Source organism: Hungatella sp. SL.1.14 (assembly GCF_024460495.1).
GTDB classification, from domain to species: domain Bacteria; phylum Bacillota; class Clostridia; order Lachnospirales; family Lachnospiraceae; genus Hungatella; species Hungatella hathewayi.
This window is the reverse complement of the sequence record NZ_JANFYJ010000043.1, coordinates 1-17528: the sequence shown is the minus strand read 5'-3', so window position 1 is coordinate 17528 and position 17528 is coordinate 1. Positions and strand designations below refer to the sequence as shown.

Genomic DNA, 17528 nt, shown 5'->3' with positions numbered 1-17528 from the left:
CTTGTCGCTTTTAATCCATAAAATAATTAATTAATGCTAATAGCCCTTTACGTGGTAAGTCAATCAGGCTTTTTGAATCCAATTGGAATTCTGAAGGTCTATGAACCACCCAATTTAGTGGGTCCAAATTAGTCTGATAATTTCCAAATAAGTTTGTAAAATACTGTCTCATTTCACTGTTATCTATATAATTTGGTAAATTTTTATTGTAATTTTCTATAATTTTACTAAGTTTCGAAATGTCTTTTATATTTTCCCAAATATATTTTTCTTGTCCCTGAATTTTATGTTTTTTCGAATAAAAAATTATAGAATGCTCTATTACTGAACGAGTCAAAAATGCTGCTGATAAAGGATATTTTTCCACCATTTTTCTGTCAGAAAAAAGTTGTAATTCTCTACATACAGCAGATATTCCATGCGTATCAGCATCATTAGGATCTATAGTGCTATAGTTGATTCCTTGAAAAAAATATGGTAAATTTTTCATACCACCCTTTTCCTCTTTCTGACTGATACCTTCTTTTTCTATAATGCTTTTTTTACTGACAATATCCTCTTTATACTGTATAACATTGTTTACACCTACAGTAGTATCCATATTTTCAGAAGTTTTAGCCTCGTTCTTTCTTAAAACATCCGAATCAGAATTATTTGCATTATTTTCCAACGCAATATCTTCTATATCGTTAAATATATTATTTGCCACTAATTGAATATTTTTTTCTTCTTCCATTCCTGACATTGAATCTCTTGTACTATTCTCAAGGTTAACATAATGTTCTATCCACGGAATCAGCTCATCTTCAATACTTCTAGCCTTATTATACAATCGTGTTACAGCCATCCCCTTAGATTTAGCCTCTTCCGCCACCCATTTTGAAGCATTTATAACTAATAGCATTTTCTCCTTTGTAAAACTTTCCTCATTAGTGACATCCAAGCCAATTTTCTTTTTCACTTCTCTATTATTAAAAATTCGTTGTATAGTAGTAAAAGGCAACACCGAAGTTATATCAAAACCTTCAAAATATTTTCTCACATAAAAATCAATCAAATATTGTAAAGTTTTTGCACTATTTTGCCTAACTTTAAAAATTTCTTTTTCCCTTGGAGTCCATTCTTTTACACCGCGACCTTTATCTTCGCCTGAATGGATTCGCTCCATAATAAAAAATGCTTCCTCTTCATCTGTCACATAACACGGCAATATACTCAAATTGTGAATACTAGTTCCGATTTTTTTTGCTTTGTCAATAGTTGGTTTATCTAAAAAATCGAAATATTCTGGATTTAAAAGTAGTTTTATCGCCGCAATTCTTCGATTCCCTTCATATACAATATATTTTTTCAATTTATCAGAATACACCACAACTATTTGCTGATTACCTAAAAGACCATTTTTTTGAATATCCTCGGTCAGATTAAGCATATACTGTATCCCTACCGCATCAAATAATTTTTTCAGAGTATCTTTCTCATTACTACCTACTGTATGACGTGGATTTTCGTAATAATTCAACAACTCACCAACTTTTATCCTTTGAATACTTCCACTCATATTTTTATTCTCCTAATACTTTTAATAAACCTTCCTCATTAGGCCGTCTCAACTTCTCAGAAAAAAACATTACCTCACTACCTGCTTTTTTACTTTGCAGAGAATACTGTAATTCAAATTCTAACCTATCCATTTTTGAATACATATTTTTTATAGCATTTACATTATCATATGTCACAATCCATTTTCTATGTTTCATTTTTATCATAATATATTGAGACAAATTCACATGATCTCCATGCAAATAAAAATTCGTGTATAAACCAGGTCCCTTACTATAATATGGCGGATCAAAAAAAGTAAATGATTTCCTCGTTTTTAATATTACATTATCAATTAAGTCCAATGCTTCCATATTATATAATGCAATTTTCTCTCTATTCTCCGCAATTTTTTTTATTTGGTCTATCAATTTAGTTTTATTAAATCTACAGTCTATACTATAGTCTCCATCTTGATTCAGCCCTCCAATAGGACCAGCTTTATCAATAATCCCTGATCTATTCGTTCTATTCAAAAAAAAAGTAGAAAAACCTATATCCAATCTACTATGTGTATTAATTTGCTCCCTAATTACTTTTTGCCTATTCCATTCTTCTATAGTTACATCTGTCAAAAGAACCTTTTGAATAAACTCGTCTGTACGATTCAAAATGCTATCCCAAAAGCAATATATTGTAAAATCATAATCATTTATAATGATTTTGTTTACTACACCTTCAAAAAGCAAGCCTAATGCCAACGCTGCACCACCACAAAATGGTTCTATATAAGTCGTGCAATTATTTAGCTGCACTAATTGAACCACATATTTATATAACTTATATTTCCCTCCTGGATAGCGTAGCGGCGATGGATTCATGTTTTATCTCCTTTAGCGAAATTACTGATTGTATATATTTTACTATATTATCATAAATATTTCATCACTAACTTTTAATTTTATTTAAATAACAAATAGAAAATAGAATTCTTTTCTTTATTACTCCATTTTTCTTATATATAGCCACTGTTCTATAACTTACCCCGGCCTTCTGTGCCTGGCTTATCTGATCCTTCTTGTCTATCAAATACACCTTATTCCCCTTCTTGAACCTTGCTCCAGTCTACTTGAACTAAAAAGGCACATCATATTCCACACACTGTTCCATAGAATCAAGTATCCAGGCAAAGTCGTAGACTCTTGCCTCCGGCCTGAACTCTCCGCCGCAGGTAATCCCTTCTACCTTCCCTGTAGCCAAATAGTTTCCACACGGAGGCACCACAGGGCATTCTGGAATAAAGTCCTTTCACATTTTCCCTGGATGAGAATGGTACTCTTTCAGTCACGCGGAAAGATTTCAGTCTTTTTTCTATCATCTCTATCCTATATTCCGGTTTTGGTAGAGACAGGGATACATCACTTCCGTTCAGCCGGAGGTCAAGGATGATGGGACTGTTTTTTCGTAGTAGGGAACAGGCAGGTTCTGTCCATCATATTACACTTCTAAATTCCCCCTTCTTAACAACGTGATTCTGCCAGTGTTTAACTAGTTAAAATTTTTCCGCGAATTTATTGGCGCAGATTACTAACAGACGATACCACCTTTGTTGATCCGCGTCTCCAGATTCTCAGGCCCTATTGCGTCTAAGATGGCAAATACCGTCCCCTCCTCTGCCGGCGTAGATGGCAGCTTCAGTCATACTCCTTCCTCCGATTTCCTTGTCAAAAATACTTTAAGCATCATATCCTGCATTTTATACATATCCTATTGCGGCAGCAAAAAAGCGGCCTCGCTCTCCTAACCCAGAAGAAAGCCACCGCTTTTCAATGTTTTCCGTTTCTGGCCTCACCCTATCCAAAAATCTGCCGTTCAAATTCATCAAGCCAGCTCATATCCGATTCCTGTGCATGGTAGCTCTCTGCTTCCAACGTGTACCCCATCTCCTTAAATTTATAATCTGCCTCATGGACCATGTGTTTTGCAAAACCCTCTGCCTCTGCTTCGCTTGTGTCATTGCAGCAGAAACTGTATTTTGCAATGACTGCCTCATCCCCAAGGAACTCTATGCTTTCACTTTCCGGTATCATGTAGTCGCCATTAATCCCTTTCAGGAATTCCACAATCCCTTCTTCAATTTCTGGCTGCATCAGACAGTTAAACTCTCTGTTTTTAAATGTAATTTTCAATTTTACGTCTACATCAAAGTCCCTTTCCTTATCAAGCTCTGCTCCCATGCTTTACCTCCATATTCTTTTTTCGTTTTTATGGTGTTGTTTTTATCCATTTTTCACTGTCTAAATCCCATCACCCAATTTCATTTATATCACGTAAAAAGGCCAGCCAATTTTTCGTCGGCTGACCTTGAATTTTTCCCATATATCACTCAAATACCTTCCTGCATCTGTGGAAGGGGCTAAAAATCGGGGCTAAAAACGGCCATTTTTTGCCCTGTTTTTTGCTCGATTTTCGCTCAAAAACCACTATATCTTGTGGTTTGAACCTCTATTTTTTCTTAAAACCACAATTCTGCATCATTATCACCGACTCCACATGGGTAGAGTGCGGAAACATATCACACCCTCTCACCTTCACCACCTCATACCCCCGCTCCGCCAGATACTTCATATCCCTCGCCAGCGTAGCAGAATCACAGCTCACATAGACCACCCGCTTCGGGCCCATTTTAACAATCGTATCCAGACAGACCTCATCGCAGCCTTTTCTCGGCGGGTCTACGACGATCACATCGGCATATACCTGATTCTTCTCATACTCCCGCGGCAGCACCTCCTCGGCTTTTCCGACAAAGAATTCCACGTTCTCCATCCCGTTAATTCTTGCATTCTCCCTGGCGTCGTCGATGGCCTGAGGTACGATTTCCACACCGTAAACCTTCTTTGCCTTCTGCGCAAGGAATAGTGATATAGTTCCAATCCCGCAGTATAAATCCCACACCGTCTCACCGCCGGTCAATCCCGCATATTCCAGTGCCGTGGAATAGAGTTTCTCCGTCTGCACCGGGTTTACCTGGTAAAATGACAGCGGGGAAATGCGGTATTTAACACCGCCGATATAATCCGTGATATAACCCGGACCGTAAAGGTTGATCACCTCATTGCCAAGGATTACATTGGTTTGTTCACGATTTATGTTAACTGAAATACTCGTCATTCCCGGAACCTTTAACAGCTGCTCCGTCAGTTCCTCCTGATGGGGCAGGCTCTTTCCATTGATGACCTGACATACCATCAACTCACCGGTGTGAAATCCCTTTCGAATCAGTGTATGACGAATCAGACCTGAATGAGACGCCTCGTCGTATGGCCTGATATGATAACGCTCCAGGTGATTTTTGATTATTTTCAGGATCTCTCGGTTTTCTTCAACACCTAACAGACAGTCCTCATTTTCAATAATGGCATGGGTACGTCCCGCATAGAAACCGGTTATAATCTTCCCATCCTTATCGGTCCCCCACGGAAACTGAGCTTTATTGCGGTATCTCCAGGGCTCATCCATCCCCATAACAGGAAACATCGGGACCTCATCAAATCCGCCAATCCGTTTAATATTGTTGTAAATTTTCCGTTCTTTATATTTCAACTGCTCTTCATAGTCCATGGCCTGGAGCTGGCATCCGCCGCACTGACGGGCCACCGGACATGGCGGCGTCACACGGTTTGGCGATGCGTTGACAATTTTTTCCAATCGGGCATAACCATAAGACTTTTTCGTCTTCATTACCTTGGCTTCCACCTCATCCCCGATCACTGCATCTTTTACAAACCAGGTGAAACCATCCGTCTTTCCGATTCCTTCTCCCGTGTCTCCCATATCCTCTATCTTTACTTGAATCCTGTCATTCTTTTTCCATTCCATCTTAATCATTCTCTCCTGTTTTTATACTCTCCACTTTATTCCACATCAATGGCATCATCAGCTTTCATTCTTTCGCTGTGGATTTCTGCCGCACTCAGGGGCCATGCATTTCTTTTCAGATAAGTTTTATTCTATCCTCTTTCCCATCAATACGCAAGAAATATCTCATCCTTCATCCATTCCGCCAAATAAAAACGGTTGTATACAGACGCTTTACTCACGTCCCTATACAACCGTTTTCGTATATCTCAAGATATCATCTATTCAGACATTTTTGCCTCTTATTGCCCGTTCGTCTCATTTCGTCAGCTTCGGCTGTCTGCTTCCTATTTTCCCTTGCCGCCGTTAGCCTTCTCCATATGAATATTCTTACCCTTGATCTTGACATCCTTCATTGCCTGAAGTACCGCATCCGCGTTTTCTCTCGGCACTTCCACAAATGTATACTTATCGTACATATCGATGCTTCCGACCATCTTGCCCGGCATGCCTGACTCGCCTGCGATGGCTCCCAGGATATCTCCAGGCTTCACATTCTGGTTCTTTCCGATATTGATAAACAGACGGGCCATATCCTCACGGCCGCCTTCGTACCGGCTGTCACGGCCGCCGCCGTTTCTGCCTCTTCCGCGTCCGTTTCCATTACGGTTTTCGCCCCTGTAATAGCTGTCTAATTCATCGAGAGAGCGTGGTTCTCTCGTATCGATAATATCTTCATTTTCTTCGCCCATCATCATCTTTAACAGAGCTGCTGCCAGATCAAGGGACGTATAATCTTCTTCCAGAAGCTTCTTTTCAAGAATATTAATCATCTCACTTAAATCGGATTCTTCGATGGTATCCGCCACATTCTCTAAAATCTTATCGACTTTAATGCCGGTAACGTCATTCAGGGAAGGGATCGCCTGAGGAATGATCTTGGTCTTGCAGTAACGCTGGATATCACGAAGCTTGTAAACCTCTTTTCCAACCACAAAGCTGAATGCGATACCCTCGCGGCCGGCACGGCCGGTACGGCCGATCCGGTGTACGTAGTACTCATCATCCTGCGGAAGATCGTAGTTAAATACGGCTTCCACATCATCTACGTCGATTCCGCGGGCAGCCACATCAGTAGCCACCAGAATATCGGTTCTGCCGTTACGGAAGCTGTTCATTACGCGGTCACGCTGAATCTGCTTCAAATCACCGTGCAGGCCTTCTGCGAAATAGCCACGTCCCTGAAGTGCCTGTACCAGTTCGTCCACGCCCTTCTTCGTATTACAGAATACAACAGAAAGCTTTGGAGCGTACATATCTAACAGACGGCACATAACCTCTACCTTTGTCTTCGGCTTTACTTCATAATAATACTGGGTTACCTTCGGAACGGTCAGTTCTTTCTTAACCACCTTCACAGTCACAGGCTCCTTCTGGAACTTGTGCGCGATGTCCGCGATCGCCTGAGGCATGGTGGCGGAGAACATCACCGTCTGGCGGTCTTCCGGAAGCTGGCTTAAGATCGTCTCCATATCCTCTAAGAATCCCATGTTCAGCATCTCATCCGCCTCATCCATAACCACGGTATGAATATGGTCAAATTTCACCGTTTTGCGGCGCATATGATCCATCACACGGCCCGGTGTACCGATGATAATCTGAGTGCCATCCTTTAAGGAACGTATCTGTTTAACAATGTCCTGGCCTCCATAAATCGGAAGAACCTTGACACCATGCATATATTTTGCTAATCTACGGATTTCGTCAGCCACCTGAATTGCAAGTTCTCTGGTGGGACACAGGGCGATCGCCTGGAGTTTCTTAGATTTTGGATCTACTTTCTGTAACAGCGGAATACCAAATGCGGCCGTCTTACCGGTTCCTGTCTGAGCCTGGCCAATGATGTCCCTGCCCTCCATCTGTACCGGAATCGCCTGCGCCTGAATCGGTGAAGCCTCCTCAAATCCCATGTCTGCTACTGCCCGCAAAATTCTTTCGTCTAGCTGTAATTCATCAAATCTCAATGTCTCCATAAATAAATAAGTCCTTTCTAGGCCTGCCGGGTTCTACTGTTGCCGACGGCCGCACACACACACTTTTCGCAAAGAAAACGAGAGGTGTCAGGTATACGTTTCAGACCTTCATCCTCTCGTTTCACAAGTTTAAACTATAACAGAAATATTTTTTTATGTCAAGGAGTTTTCTCTATATCCATGATATCTCAACTAGATATTTTTCTGTAGTACACAAATCCCATGCGCTCTTAAGCAGTCCAGAACCTCCTGCTTTTCCCTTTCCGTCTGAAATGCCCAGACCGGAATATTTAAAAAATACGGACCTTTCGTAAAAATAAATACCTCTTTTTTACTCTCCACCACCCTGTAAATCATGGGATAAGTCAGGTCCCACTGTTCCTTATCCGTACAGAGGCTGATTCCGGACCGGCCGAAGGAAATCACCTGGCGTCCGGTTCTGTCCGGCACCGTTTTCCCGCGTTTTAAGGCCCGTTTTACGCCGCGGTAAATCCCTCTCCTGCTGCAAAGGATCTGATATGCAATACCAGTAAACAGAATCATAATAATACCATAGACCACAGCAGTTACCGGATCCCTGTCCCGTATAAATGATAAGATGCCAACGCCGGTAAGCAGAAACAACGCCAGTATCAGAGTCATGCTTTCCGGCATTTTAAGCGCAAACCCCGTCCGCATCATATAATACTTGCCCGCAGTCAGTGCCTCCAGCCATTCTGCCTCCTCCTGAATGAATGCAAAGGAATATATCTGCTCTTCAGGACTTATGATCTCCGCCTGTTGGTCCAGGGGATCCATAAAGGCCTCCTGCTGCTGCTTTTCCTTCAGAAAGGCAAGACAGCAGTCCATCTCATCTTCGCCGGTAAATGCGGAATCCGGAAGTGTCAGAAGCGTCTTTACCGTCCCGATCCGCTTCATATAAACCTGAATCTGGTGCCTCGTCTTTTCCGCATATAAAATAGATGCATAAGGATAACAGCTTACGCCTTCCTCTGTGTACATCTCAATCCGATGCTCTTCAAACCGCACCAGCTGCCGGTGCATAAGCGGACCCCTTATGATTCTGAAGTATTGGACTGTTTTAATGAGAACAGCAAGCACTACGGCAATGCCAAGCCACAGTCCGATTCCGGCACACAGATCGGTGAGCCACCAGAGAATGGATGGGTCATGACCGCCGAGCAACAGCCCAACGCCCACGGTGTAGATCAGGGATATGAAAGCAATGATTAGCATAACAGCCAGAATTTTCGATTCCTTCATCCCGTCCTTCTTAAGCCTCATATCCGACATCATGCGCCGAATATCTTTATTTGAAAGCTGAACCTCCAGTTCACGCATTGGCGCTGCCTCCTGTCATTCTATTATTTCTCCCACGCTGTAGTACCTCTTCACCTCATTATATATCACAGAAGTAACTGCCGCAAGTCATAATGCCCCATCGCACCATACCGAAAAATATCTAATCCAGAAAAATATTCAGAAATATTTTCTTGACAGAAATTCTCTCTGCATGTTACTATTAGTCCGTTACCGGACTATTTTAACGATATGGAGGTTCTTCGATTATGTGTGATATTTTGACTGAACAGCTGCAGCACTACACCGTACTCTGGCGCGAAACCAGCGCCCTGTACGAAGAATGGGCAAAAAGACATGCTCTCTCCTATTACGAACTCCTGGTTATTCTTTCCATCATGAACCCAGACGGCCCGTGTCTTCAGAAAGACATCTGCACCCACTGGCAGCTGCCAAAACAGACGGTTAACACCATCTTGAAAAACTTTGCCGGGCGCGGCTGGATCACGCTTGTACCTTCGGCAGAAGACCGGCGGGGCAGGGTCATTCTGCCAACCGGCACAGGCCGGTTATTTATGGAAGCAACCGTTTCCGACCTGCAGGCTCATGAAAAAACTGTCTGGCAGAGGATGGGACAGGAGAATGCCAGGGCACTGTTAGAGAGCACCGCACTCTATAACAAACTGTTTAAGGAGACTGACTCAAATGAAACTGCATAAAGAATTTTTTCACTGCGTCATTCCTTCCATGCTGGCCTTTGCGCTGTCGGGCGTCTATGCCATAGCCGATGGCTTTTTTGTAGGCAACGCCCTGGGCGACAGCGCCCTGGCTGCAGTCAATCTTGCATACCCGCTGACAGCGTTTTTACAGGCCGTCGGCACCGGAATCGGCATGGGCGGTGCGATCCAGTACGCCATCAGCGCAGGTACGGAAAATCACAAACGGTGCCGCCAGTACTTTGGCATGTCACTTTTTATGTTAATTATTTCCGGACTTCTTCTATCGGCTCTGCTGTTGTTCAGCGCCCCTGTGGTCCTCCGTTTTTTCGGTGCATCCGGGACGATCGGAGAGCTGGCTCAGGAGTACATTCTCTATATTGCTTTCGGTGCCATTTTCCAGGTTCTGGGGACGGGACTCGTTCCTTTTATTCGCAATATGGGAGGCGCGGTTTCAGCCATGGCCGCAATGATCGCAGGGTTTCTAACGAACATATTTCTCGATTATCTGTTTGTATGGCATCTTCCCTTCGGTATGATGGGAGCCGCTGCTGCAACGGTGATCGGGCAGGCAGTAACCTTTCTGGTATGCGCGGCATTTTTCATTGCGAAAAAAAAGATACCGCTGCTCCGGTTCGGAGGAAATGGTGCCTTTCTCTTCAAAACGATTCTGAAGACAGGGCTCTCCCCCTTCGGACTTACATTTTCACCGAATATCACGCTGATCCTGATTAATAAAAGCGCAGCTTTGGTCGGCGGTGCTGCAGCCGTTACCTGCTATGCGCCGGTCAGCTATATTTCCGCCATTATAATCCTTCTGCTGCAGGGTGTCAGCGACGGCTGTCAGCCGCTTATCAGCCGCTCCTACGGTGAGGGACGCCACGACCGCACCAGACAGTTCCGGAACCTGGCGTATTGCTTCTCTGCCATGGTTTCACTCCTGTGTATGGGACTGCTGTTTCTCCTTCGCGGGCAGGCAGCCGCACTGTTCGGTGCCTCTCACCAGATTACAGCCCGCGTTGCAGATATTCTTCCTGTTTTTCTGAGCGGCTACTTATTTGTCAGCATATCCAGGGTGACGACAGCATATTTCTACGCTGCAGACAAAGACTTGCAGGCCTGCATGATGATCTACGGGGAAGTGATAATTCTCTTCCTGCTGCTGCTCATTTTGCCGCCAATCATCGGTATCAGCGGAACGTGGCTCTCAGTACCGCTCTCACAGCTGGCAGCCATGTGTATCAGCATTCTTCTGATTGTAAGGGAAAAGAAGAGCGCATAAAATTATTTTTATATAGAAAACTATTGACAAACTGCTTCTTTGCTGTTAGGATGTTCAATAATTTATTAATTTTAATATTTTTGAACACATTATTATTCCAATGCACACCACAAGGAGGACAAATCATGAACGGATTGGACAACAGCAGCAAAAAAGCAGAGGCAGACCAGATAATCATACAGATGGGTACAGAGCAGCCAGCAGCAGAAGAAACCTGGAAGCAGATCTGGACACGCAAGGGAAAGGCAGAGGGCGGCATAGAGAATCTTCTTGCCTTCGATGGATATGAGCGCACCCAGGTTAATATGAAAGAGGTGGCTGCTGAGATCAGCCGCCGCCTCGATATTCAAAAAGAAGATAAAGTACTGGAGGTCGGATGCGGCGCCGGAGCGCTGGCTCAGTACCTGGACTGCGATTATACCGGCATCGACTATTCCCCTACACTTGTCAGACGCCACATCGAGCTGCTGCACAATCCGGTCTTGGTAGGCGAGGCCGCCAATCTGCCGTTTAAGGATAAAACCTTTGATAAGGTCATCTGCTACGGTGTATTTCTTTATTTTGATAACAAAAAATACGCCCAAAGGGCCACAGAGGAACTTTTACGTGTGGCGAAAAAGAGCGTACTGATCGGTGAGCTTCCCATCCGGTCCCACAGAACGGAACATCTGCTTTTTACTCCGGAGGAATTTGAGGGCTGGGATATCAGCGATGGGTTTTATGATCCCTACAGAAAAGACAGATTCAACGCGGTGCTGGCCTTCTGACAGGGCATCGGCTTTCTTCCTTGTTACATGGAAAGTTATCTGTAAAAGACTGCCTGCTTATCCTTCCGGTAAGCAGGCAGCCTCTGTATATTCTGTATTCTATTTCATCCGGTAAACCGGATCCGCCGGATATCCGCCGCGGATCTTCTGCATTCCCCGCTGAATGGCATCCTTGGACTGCTTCCAGTCCGCATCCCGGTTTAAGTAATCGTATTTCTCAATAAACCAGTCCACATCTGCGGACAGGCGCTCCATGTTGCGTTCCATCACCTCGAAGATCATGGGATAAAATTCTTTGCGCTCGGCATCATTTAAAAACCGGTCCGCACCGGCGCACAGCTCCGCAAAATGGTGCAGGCAGAATCCTTTTCCGTTCTTAACCTTCTCCCGGAAAGCCGCATCCTTTTTATACAGATGAAAAAATGTGGCAATATATCTCTCGTAGACCTGATTAAAACGGTCACAGATGTAACAGGTCCGCTCCTTTTCGCTCACCCACTTCTCAATGGGGTTCCCGTTCCCGCCGTCCCGTTTCCCGGCCTTTCCCGTGATCCGGTCCATCATGGAGGTTTTTCCCGGCGTATAATCTTTAAACTCGGCTTTCATCTCCTGGATTAACTTTTTATAATACGTCTTTAAGATCCAGCCGTTCCCCAGCGCATTTCCATAGTCAAACATCTTCTTCTGGTGAACCCGGCAGAAACCGGCCTTGTCCGTCGCTTCCCTTGTATCGCTTTCCATATAGGAAGCACAGGAACCGAGAACGAAATCCATTAACTCCTGCTCTGTTTTCCGTTCCACAAAGCAGAATGGGCATTCATCGTCCTCGTCCATAGCGTCATTCATTGGTATTTCATACAGTTTTTCTTTCATTTTGCCGCTCCCTCTTACACCTTAAACCGATACCCCACACCCCATATCGTTTCAATGTACTGCGGCTTTGCCGTATTAAACTCAATCTTCTCCCGGATCTTCTTAATATGCACAGTTACCGTGGCAATATCTCCGATGGATTCCATATCCCAGATCTTACTGAACAGTTCTTCCTTGGTAAACACGTGGTTCGGATTCTGTGCCAGGAAGGTCAGCAAATCAAATTCCTTGGTCGTAAAGCTCTTCTCTTCTCCGTTGACCCATACGCGTCTCGCGGTCTTGTCAATCTTTAAGCCGCGGATCTCAACAATCTCATTGTCCGGGGTTCCACTCCCGATCAGTCTCTCATATCTGGCCAGATGAGCCTTCACGCGGGCCACCATCTCACTCGGACTGAATGGCTTCGTGATGTAATCGTCTGCCCCCAGCCCCAGGCCGCGGATCTTGTCGATATCCTCTTTCTTCGCAGATACCATGATAATCGGGGTGTTCTTTACTTCCCGGACCTTGCGGCAGATCTCGAATCCATCCACGCCCGGAAGCATCAGATCCAGAATCAACAGATCAAAGTCCTCATGAAGAGCCTTTGCAAGCCCGGCTTCTCCATCATTCTCAATCTCCACCTCAAAGCCGCTCAGTTCCAGATAATCCTTCTCGAGCTCTGCAATGCTCTCTTCGTCTTCAATAATCAGTATCCTGCTCATTCTGCAATAACCTCCTGGTATTTTCTTAGCACAAAGTGTATCTCCGTGCCTATGCCTTCCTTGCTGGTCGCCCAGATTCTTCCGCCGTGGTCCTCGATAATCTTCTTAACGATAGAAAGCCCGATACCGCTTCCTCCCTGAGATGAATTTCTGGAAGAGTCTGTCCGGTAGAACCGGTCGAAAATGTTGGGCAGATCCTTGGCCGCTATGCCTTTTCCGTTATCCTCGATCTCAATCTGGATAAAATCTCCCACGTCTTTAATCCGGATATTGATAATTCCATTCTTCTTATCAATATACTTCACGGAATTGCTGACAATATTGTTGATGACGCGTCTCATCTGCTCTGCATCGGCGATGACCATCACGTCCTCATCCACATAGTTAAAATACCCCAGTTCGATATTCCTCGCTTCCATCTCCAGCCCCACCTCATCGACACAGTCTCTGAAGTAGCTGGCCACATTGATCTTGGAAAACGTATAGGGAATCTTGTTCGTATCGATCTTCGAGTAGAAAGTCAGCTCGTCGATCAGCTTATCCATGTCATTCGCCTTATTGTAAATGGTCCTTATATACCGGTCCAGCTTCTCCGGCGAGGACGCCACTCCGTCCATGATCCCTTCCACATAGCCTTTGATCGCCGTGATCGGGGTCTTCAAATCGTGGGAAATGTTGCTGATTAATTCTTTATTTTCCTTGTCATACTGGATCTTCTCTTCCGCGTTCTCCTTCAGCCTCATGCGCATCTCTTCGAAATCCTGGCACAGCTGGCCGATCTCGTCGTCATTCTCCACTTCCAGTGCAAAATCCAGATTGCCGTCCCTGATCTTCTTCGTGGCCTCCTGAAGCCGCCCCAGCGGGTGCACCACAGAACTGTAGACCCACATCATCAGGATCGCGTCCGTAAACACGATGATCAGAATGACCGCCAGAAGCATCTCCGCCATCATGGCCTTGATCTCCGGCAGAAGTCCGTCTACATTGGATACAATGAACACACTGCCCTTTCCCTCATCCGGGTAAAGGAAATCCATCTGCTTGACCAGATGCTGCGTATCCCCATCCAGATAGATGGCTCCGTCAATACTGCTGTCCACATCTTCATACTTGGGCAGCTGATCGAGGAGCTCCTGGGTCACATGACTGTTTCCGTCAAATACGATCTGATCGTCTTTCCGCACAATCATATATGCATATTTATTCGAAAGCTTTTCATTCAGCTTCTGCATATATTCCATATCACTAAACTTCTCCGGACTGCTGTCTAAAATCTTTTCGATTTCTTTCTGCTCAACCTGAGTCATCCGGTTAAAAATCTGAAGGGAATTACCGGAAAAGAGATTTACCTGCTCCGTTAAATTATACGCCTTGCGGAATGATTTCATCTGATAATTGCTGAGTCCCGCCACAACCGCATAAATCAGCGCCAGCGGAACTACGGTAATAATCACAAAAGCGACCGCCAGACGTGTCCTTAATTTTAGTTTCACAACGCACGTCTCTCCTCTGCTTATAGTATTCCATTTTATACAAAAATATTATAACACAGATTGAAGACCGCATTTATAAAACTATTATAAAATTTGCCTGTACCTTTATAAACTTACCGGAATACGATCCTGATTACACAAAACAGGTGAGAAAGAATTTTCAAACGCCTTCCGGCGCACTTCCAATTCTTTCTCACCTGTTTTTCCCCGGCCGGATACCGGGCGTCTCACGCTATTTCATTTATCAATTATAAATACTTCTTCAAAAGTTCCACCTTATCCAGCTTCTCCCACGGCAGATCGAGATCATTTCTTCCGAAATGGCCATAAGCGGCAGTCTGCTTATAAATCGGTCTGCGCAGATCCAGCATGCGGATAATTCCTGCCGGACGGAGGTCGAAGTTTTCACGGATAATCTCCACCAGCCTGTCATCGCTTAATTTACCCGTGCCGAACGTATCCACCATGATGGAAGTCGGATGGGCCACACCGATGGCATAGGACAGCTGAATCTCACACTTGTCAGCCAGACCTGCGGCCACCATGTTCTTAGCCACGTAACGGGCCGCGTAGGCCGCGGAACGGTCCACCTTGGTGCAGTCCTTGCCTGAGAAGGCGCCGCCGCCGTGACGCGCATATCCGCCGTAGCTATCCACGATGATCTTTCTTCCCGTCAGTCCGCTGTCTCCCTGCGGGCCTCCGATAACGAAACGCCCCGTCGGATTGATGAAAAACTTAGTCTCCTCATCGATCATGTCAGCCGGTATTATCGCGTCAAATACATACTTTTTAATATCCTCGTGAATCTGTTCCTGGCTGACTGCCTCGTCGTGCTGGGTGGATAATACCACTGCTTCCAGACGGATTGGGCGGCCGTTCTCATCGTACTCCACGGTAACCTGGGTCTTTCCGTCCGGGCGTAAATACTTCAAAGTGCCGTCTTTGCGCACTTTGGTCAGCTGAAGCGCCAGTTTGTGAGCCAGAGCGATCGGATAAGGCATATACTCCTCCGTCTCGTTGCTGGCAAAACCAAACATCATCCCCTGGTCACCGGCACCGATGGCGTCCAGCTCTGCCTCAGACATCGTGTGCTCCTTTGCTTCCAGAGCCTTGTTAACCCCCATGGCGATATCCGGGGACTGTTCGTCCAGGGATACGATCACTCCGCAGGTATCACAGTCAAAGCCGTATTTGGCCCGGTCATAGCCAATCTGGCGAACGGTTTCGCGAACCACCTTCTGGATGTCTACATATGCGTGAGTCGTCACCTCACCCATCACCAGCACCAGTCCTGTGGTACAGCACGTCTCACAGGCCACACGGCTCATCGGGTCCTGCTTTAACATCTCGTCCAGAATCGCATCGGAAATCTGGTCGCACATTTTGTCCGGATGGCCTTCCGTCACGGACTCGGATGTAAATAATAATTTCTCCATGTTGTCATTTCCTCCTTATGTACATGGGGGAATAACAAAAAGAAAAGCCCGCAGCAATGCGGACTTGATCAATCATGTATCAAATCCTCTTATTGCTCGATTTCTCGCTCAGGTTGGCACCTTCCGTCCTCTCCTGACTGCACACCAGTGTGCGCCATTCAGGCCGGGGTTGCCGTGACTTCACAGATCCTTTTATCTCCATCACTCTGAATAAGGGATATTACGTACTTTTCAATTGTTATTCTGTTTCCTGTTGTTTCTGTTGCGATATTAATATTATCGTATGAACGAAACCTTGTCAAGCATATCTTCACAAAACCCGGCTCCCGTTCAAAAATTTATTGACTGTTCAACCGCCTTCAAAAGTGATATGATAGAGTCAGTAATTACAAAAAGTGTACGAAAATGTCAAAAGCAGGAGGAAATGAAACTATGAGATTAGTAACACGTTCTGACTTTGATGGTCTCGTCTGCGGTGCGCTTCTAAAGGAAGCAGGCGTCATCGACCATTGGAAATTTGCACATCCGAAGGATCTGCAGGATGGTCTCGTCGAGATCACGGAGGATGACTGTCTGGCAAATGTCCCCTTTGTAGAAGGCTGCGGCCTCTGGTTCGACCATCACTCCAGCGAGTTTGAACGGCTCGAACTGGAAGGCAAATACAAGGGGGAGAGCCGTCTGGCTCCGTCCTGTGCCAGAATTATTTACGAATACTACGGCGGAAATGAGCGTTTTTCTCATTTTAATGAAATGATGGAGGCTGTGGATAAGGTCGATTCCGGCCACCTCACCATTGACGAAATCCAGAACCCAAAGGGCTGGATCCTGATCGGATTTCTGATGGATCCCAGGACCGGTCTGGGACGCTGGAGAAACTTTACCATATCCAACTATCAGCTGATGGAGCGTTTAATCGACGCCTGCCGCACCATGGATACCGCGGAAATCCTGAATCTTCCGGATGTAAAGGAACGAATCGACGTCTATTTTGAGCAGACAGAAAAATTTAAGGCCATGATTGCGCAGCACACGAGAGTGGACCACGACGTCATTATCTCCGATCTGCGCGGGGTCGATCCCATCTACACCGGCAACCGTTTCCTGATCTACAGCATGTATCCGGAGCAGAACATCTCCGCATGGATCGTCAATGGAAAGGGCGGCATCGGCTGCTCGGTCGCAGTCGGATACAGCATTTTAAACCGCACCGCCTCTCTTGATGTCGGAAGTCTGATGTTAAAATACGGCGGCGGCGGTCATAAAAACGTCGGCACCTGCCAGTTTGGCGATGAAACCATGGAAGAAGAGCTTCCAAAGCTCCTGCATGACCTGGTTTATCCAACGCTTTAACAGGAGCCCCTTACTACTGTTTGGGCGGATATTCCTCTGCTGTCATAATCGAGTAGGAGGGAGTGATTAACTCCCGTCCTCTCACACCACCGTGCATACCGTTCGGTACACGGCGGTTTCAACGGTTGACGTGCACGGACTGATAGGCTGTGGCTAAATCATAATAGCCTCT

General features: G+C 45.4%; 14 protein-coding genes, 1 pseudogene and 1 riboswitch. Of the genes and pseudogenes, 4 read left to right on the top strand and 11 right to left on the bottom strand.

Annotated features, from left to right (window positions below; translation table 11 throughout):
- Positions 1-10: 10 nt before the first annotated feature.
- The 7 genes and pseudogenes from NE473_RS28235 to NE473_RS28205 all read right to left on the bottom strand — a co-directional run bounded on the left by NE473_RS28235 (position 11) and on the right by NE473_RS28205 (position 8777).
- The gene (locus NE473_RS28235) at positions 11-1561 is read right to left on the bottom strand and encodes a ParB/Srx family N-terminal domain-containing protein (protein ID WP_055651079.1); all 1551 of its coding nucleotides are present in this window, start codon (positions 1559-1561) and stop codon (positions 11-13) included.
- A 4-nt stretch (positions 1562-1565) separates the two neighbouring features.
- Entirely contained in the window at positions 1566-2423 is an 858-nt protein-coding gene (locus NE473_RS28230) for a DNA adenine methylase (protein ID WP_055651078.1), read from the bottom strand.
- 67 nt (positions 2424-2490) lie between these two features.
- A pseudogene (locus NE473_RS33245) lies at positions 2491-2805 on the bottom strand (hypothetical protein); the annotation flags it as partial.
- A 590-nt stretch (positions 2806-3395) separates the two neighbouring features.
- Positions 3396-3779, bottom strand: a complete 384-nt coding sequence (locus tag NE473_RS28220) for a hypothetical protein (protein ID WP_055651077.1) — start codon at positions 3777-3779, stop codon at positions 3396-3398.
- A 268-nt stretch (positions 3780-4047) separates the two neighbouring features.
- Positions 4048-5424 carry a 23S rRNA (uracil(1939)-C(5))-methyltransferase RlmD gene (rlmD, locus tag NE473_RS28215; RefSeq protein ID WP_055651090.1) on the bottom strand — a complete coding sequence of 459 codons (1377 nt, stop codon included), beginning with the start codon at positions 5422-5424 and terminating at the stop codon, positions 4048-4050.
- 326 nt (positions 5425-5750) lie between these two features.
- Positions 5751-7436: a DEAD/DEAH box helicase gene (locus NE473_RS28210; RefSeq protein WP_006771206.1), complete on the bottom strand. Its 1686-nt coding sequence runs from the start codon at positions 7434-7436 to the stop codon at positions 5751-5753.
- A gap of 192 nt (positions 7437-7628) precedes the next feature.
- Complete coding sequence (locus NE473_RS28205) at positions 7629-8777, bottom strand: YcxB family protein (RefSeq protein WP_055651076.1); 1149 nt, start codon at positions 8775-8777, stop codon at positions 7629-7631.
- A gap of 227 nt (positions 8778-9004) precedes the next feature.
- Here NE473_RS28205 and NE473_RS28200 point away from each other — a divergent pair, with 227 nt between their 5' ends.
- From NE473_RS28200 to NE473_RS28190, 3 genes are all read left to right on the top strand, one after another.
- On the top strand, positions 9005-9454 hold the full coding sequence (locus NE473_RS28200) for a MarR family winged helix-turn-helix transcriptional regulator (protein ID WP_055651075.1): 450 nt from the start codon (positions 9005-9007) through the stop codon (positions 9452-9454).
- Complete coding sequence (locus NE473_RS28195; protein WP_006771203.1) at positions 9441-10733, top strand: MATE family efflux transporter; 1293 nt, start codon at positions 9441-9443, stop codon at positions 10731-10733. The genes NE473_RS28200 and NE473_RS28195 overlap by 14 nt, the downstream gene beginning before the upstream one ends.
- Positions 10734-10858: 125 nt before the next feature.
- Positions 10859-11500 (top strand): class I SAM-dependent methyltransferase, encoded by a 642-nt coding sequence (locus tag NE473_RS28190; RefSeq protein WP_242866283.1) that lies wholly within the window; start codon positions 10859-10861, stop codon positions 11498-11500.
- Between the two features lie 99 nt (positions 11501-11599).
- On the opposite strand, the gene NE473_RS28185 is transcribed toward NE473_RS28190, so the two are convergent.
- The 4 genes from NE473_RS28185 to metK all read right to left on the bottom strand — a co-directional run bounded on the left by NE473_RS28185 (position 11600) and on the right by metK (position 16006).
- Positions 11600-12373, bottom strand: coding sequence for a DUF6062 family protein (locus tag NE473_RS28185; protein ID WP_006771200.1), 774 nt, complete (start codon positions 12371-12373; stop codon positions 11600-11602).
- Between the two features lie 14 nt (positions 12374-12387).
- Positions 12388-13077, bottom strand: a complete 690-nt coding sequence (locus NE473_RS28180) for a response regulator transcription factor (RefSeq protein ID WP_006771199.1) — start codon at positions 13075-13077, stop codon at positions 12388-12390.
- Positions 13074-14570, bottom strand: a complete 1497-nt coding sequence (locus NE473_RS28175; protein WP_006771198.1) for a sensor histidine kinase — start codon at positions 14568-14570, stop codon at positions 13074-13076. The genes NE473_RS28180 and NE473_RS28175 overlap by 4 nt, the downstream gene beginning before the upstream one ends.
- Before the next feature lie 248 nt (positions 14571-14818).
- On the bottom strand, positions 14819-16006 hold the full coding sequence (gene metK, locus NE473_RS28170) for a methionine adenosyltransferase (RefSeq protein WP_006773610.1): 1188 nt from the start codon (positions 16004-16006) through the stop codon (positions 14819-14821).
- 86 nt (positions 16007-16092) lie between these two features.
- A riboswitch (SAM riboswitch) is annotated at positions 16093-16223 on the bottom strand.
- 215 nt (positions 16224-16438) lie between these two features.
- Here metK and NE473_RS28165 point away from each other — a divergent pair.
- Complete coding sequence (locus NE473_RS28165; protein WP_022030547.1) at positions 16439-17356, top strand: DHH family phosphoesterase; 918 nt, start codon at positions 16439-16441, stop codon at positions 17354-17356.
- Positions 17357-17528: the final 172 nt, after the last annotated feature.

Coding starts and splice junctions, on each gene's coding strand:
- NE473_RS28235 (WP_055651079.1), bottom strand. CDS start 1,561: ATGAGTGGAAGTATTCAAAGGATAAAAGTTGGTGAGTTGTTGAATTAT.
- NE473_RS28230 (WP_055651078.1), bottom strand. CDS start 2,423: ATGAATCCATCGCCGCTACGCTATCCAGGAGGGAAATATAAGTTATAT.
- NE473_RS28220 (WP_055651077.1), bottom strand. CDS start 3,779: ATGGGAGCAGAGCTTGATAAGGAAAGGGACTTTGATGTAGACGTAAAA.
- rlmD (WP_055651090.1), bottom strand. CDS start 5,424: ATGGAATGGAAAAAGAATGACAGGATTCAAGTAAAGATAGAGGATATG.
- NE473_RS28210 (WP_006771206.1), bottom strand. CDS start 7,436: ATGGAGACATTGAGATTTGATGAATTACAGCTAGACGAAAGAATTTTG.
- NE473_RS28205 (WP_055651076.1), bottom strand. CDS start 8,777: ATGCGTGAACTGGAGGTTCAGCTTTCAAATAAAGATATTCGGCGCATG.
- NE473_RS28200 (WP_055651075.1), top strand. CDS start 9,005: ATGTGTGATATTTTGACTGAACAGCTGCAGCACTACACCGTACTCTGG.
- NE473_RS28195 (WP_006771203.1), top strand. CDS start 9,441: ATGAAACTGCATAAAGAATTTTTTCACTGCGTCATTCCTTCCATGCTG.
- NE473_RS28190 (WP_242866283.1), top strand. CDS start 10,859: ATGAACGGATTGGACAACAGCAGCAAAAAAGCAGAGGCAGACCAGATA.
- NE473_RS28185 (WP_006771200.1), bottom strand. CDS start 12,373: ATGAAAGAAAAACTGTATGAAATACCAATGAATGACGCTATGGACGAG.
- NE473_RS28180 (WP_006771199.1), bottom strand. CDS start 13,077: ATGAGCAGGATACTGATTATTGAAGACGAAGAGAGCATTGCAGAGCTC.
- metK (WP_006773610.1), bottom strand. CDS start 16,006: ATGGAGAAATTATTATTTACATCCGAGTCCGTGACGGAAGGCCATCCG.
- NE473_RS28165 (WP_022030547.1), top strand. CDS start 16,439: ATGAGATTAGTAACACGTTCTGACTTTGATGGTCTCGTCTGCGGTGCG.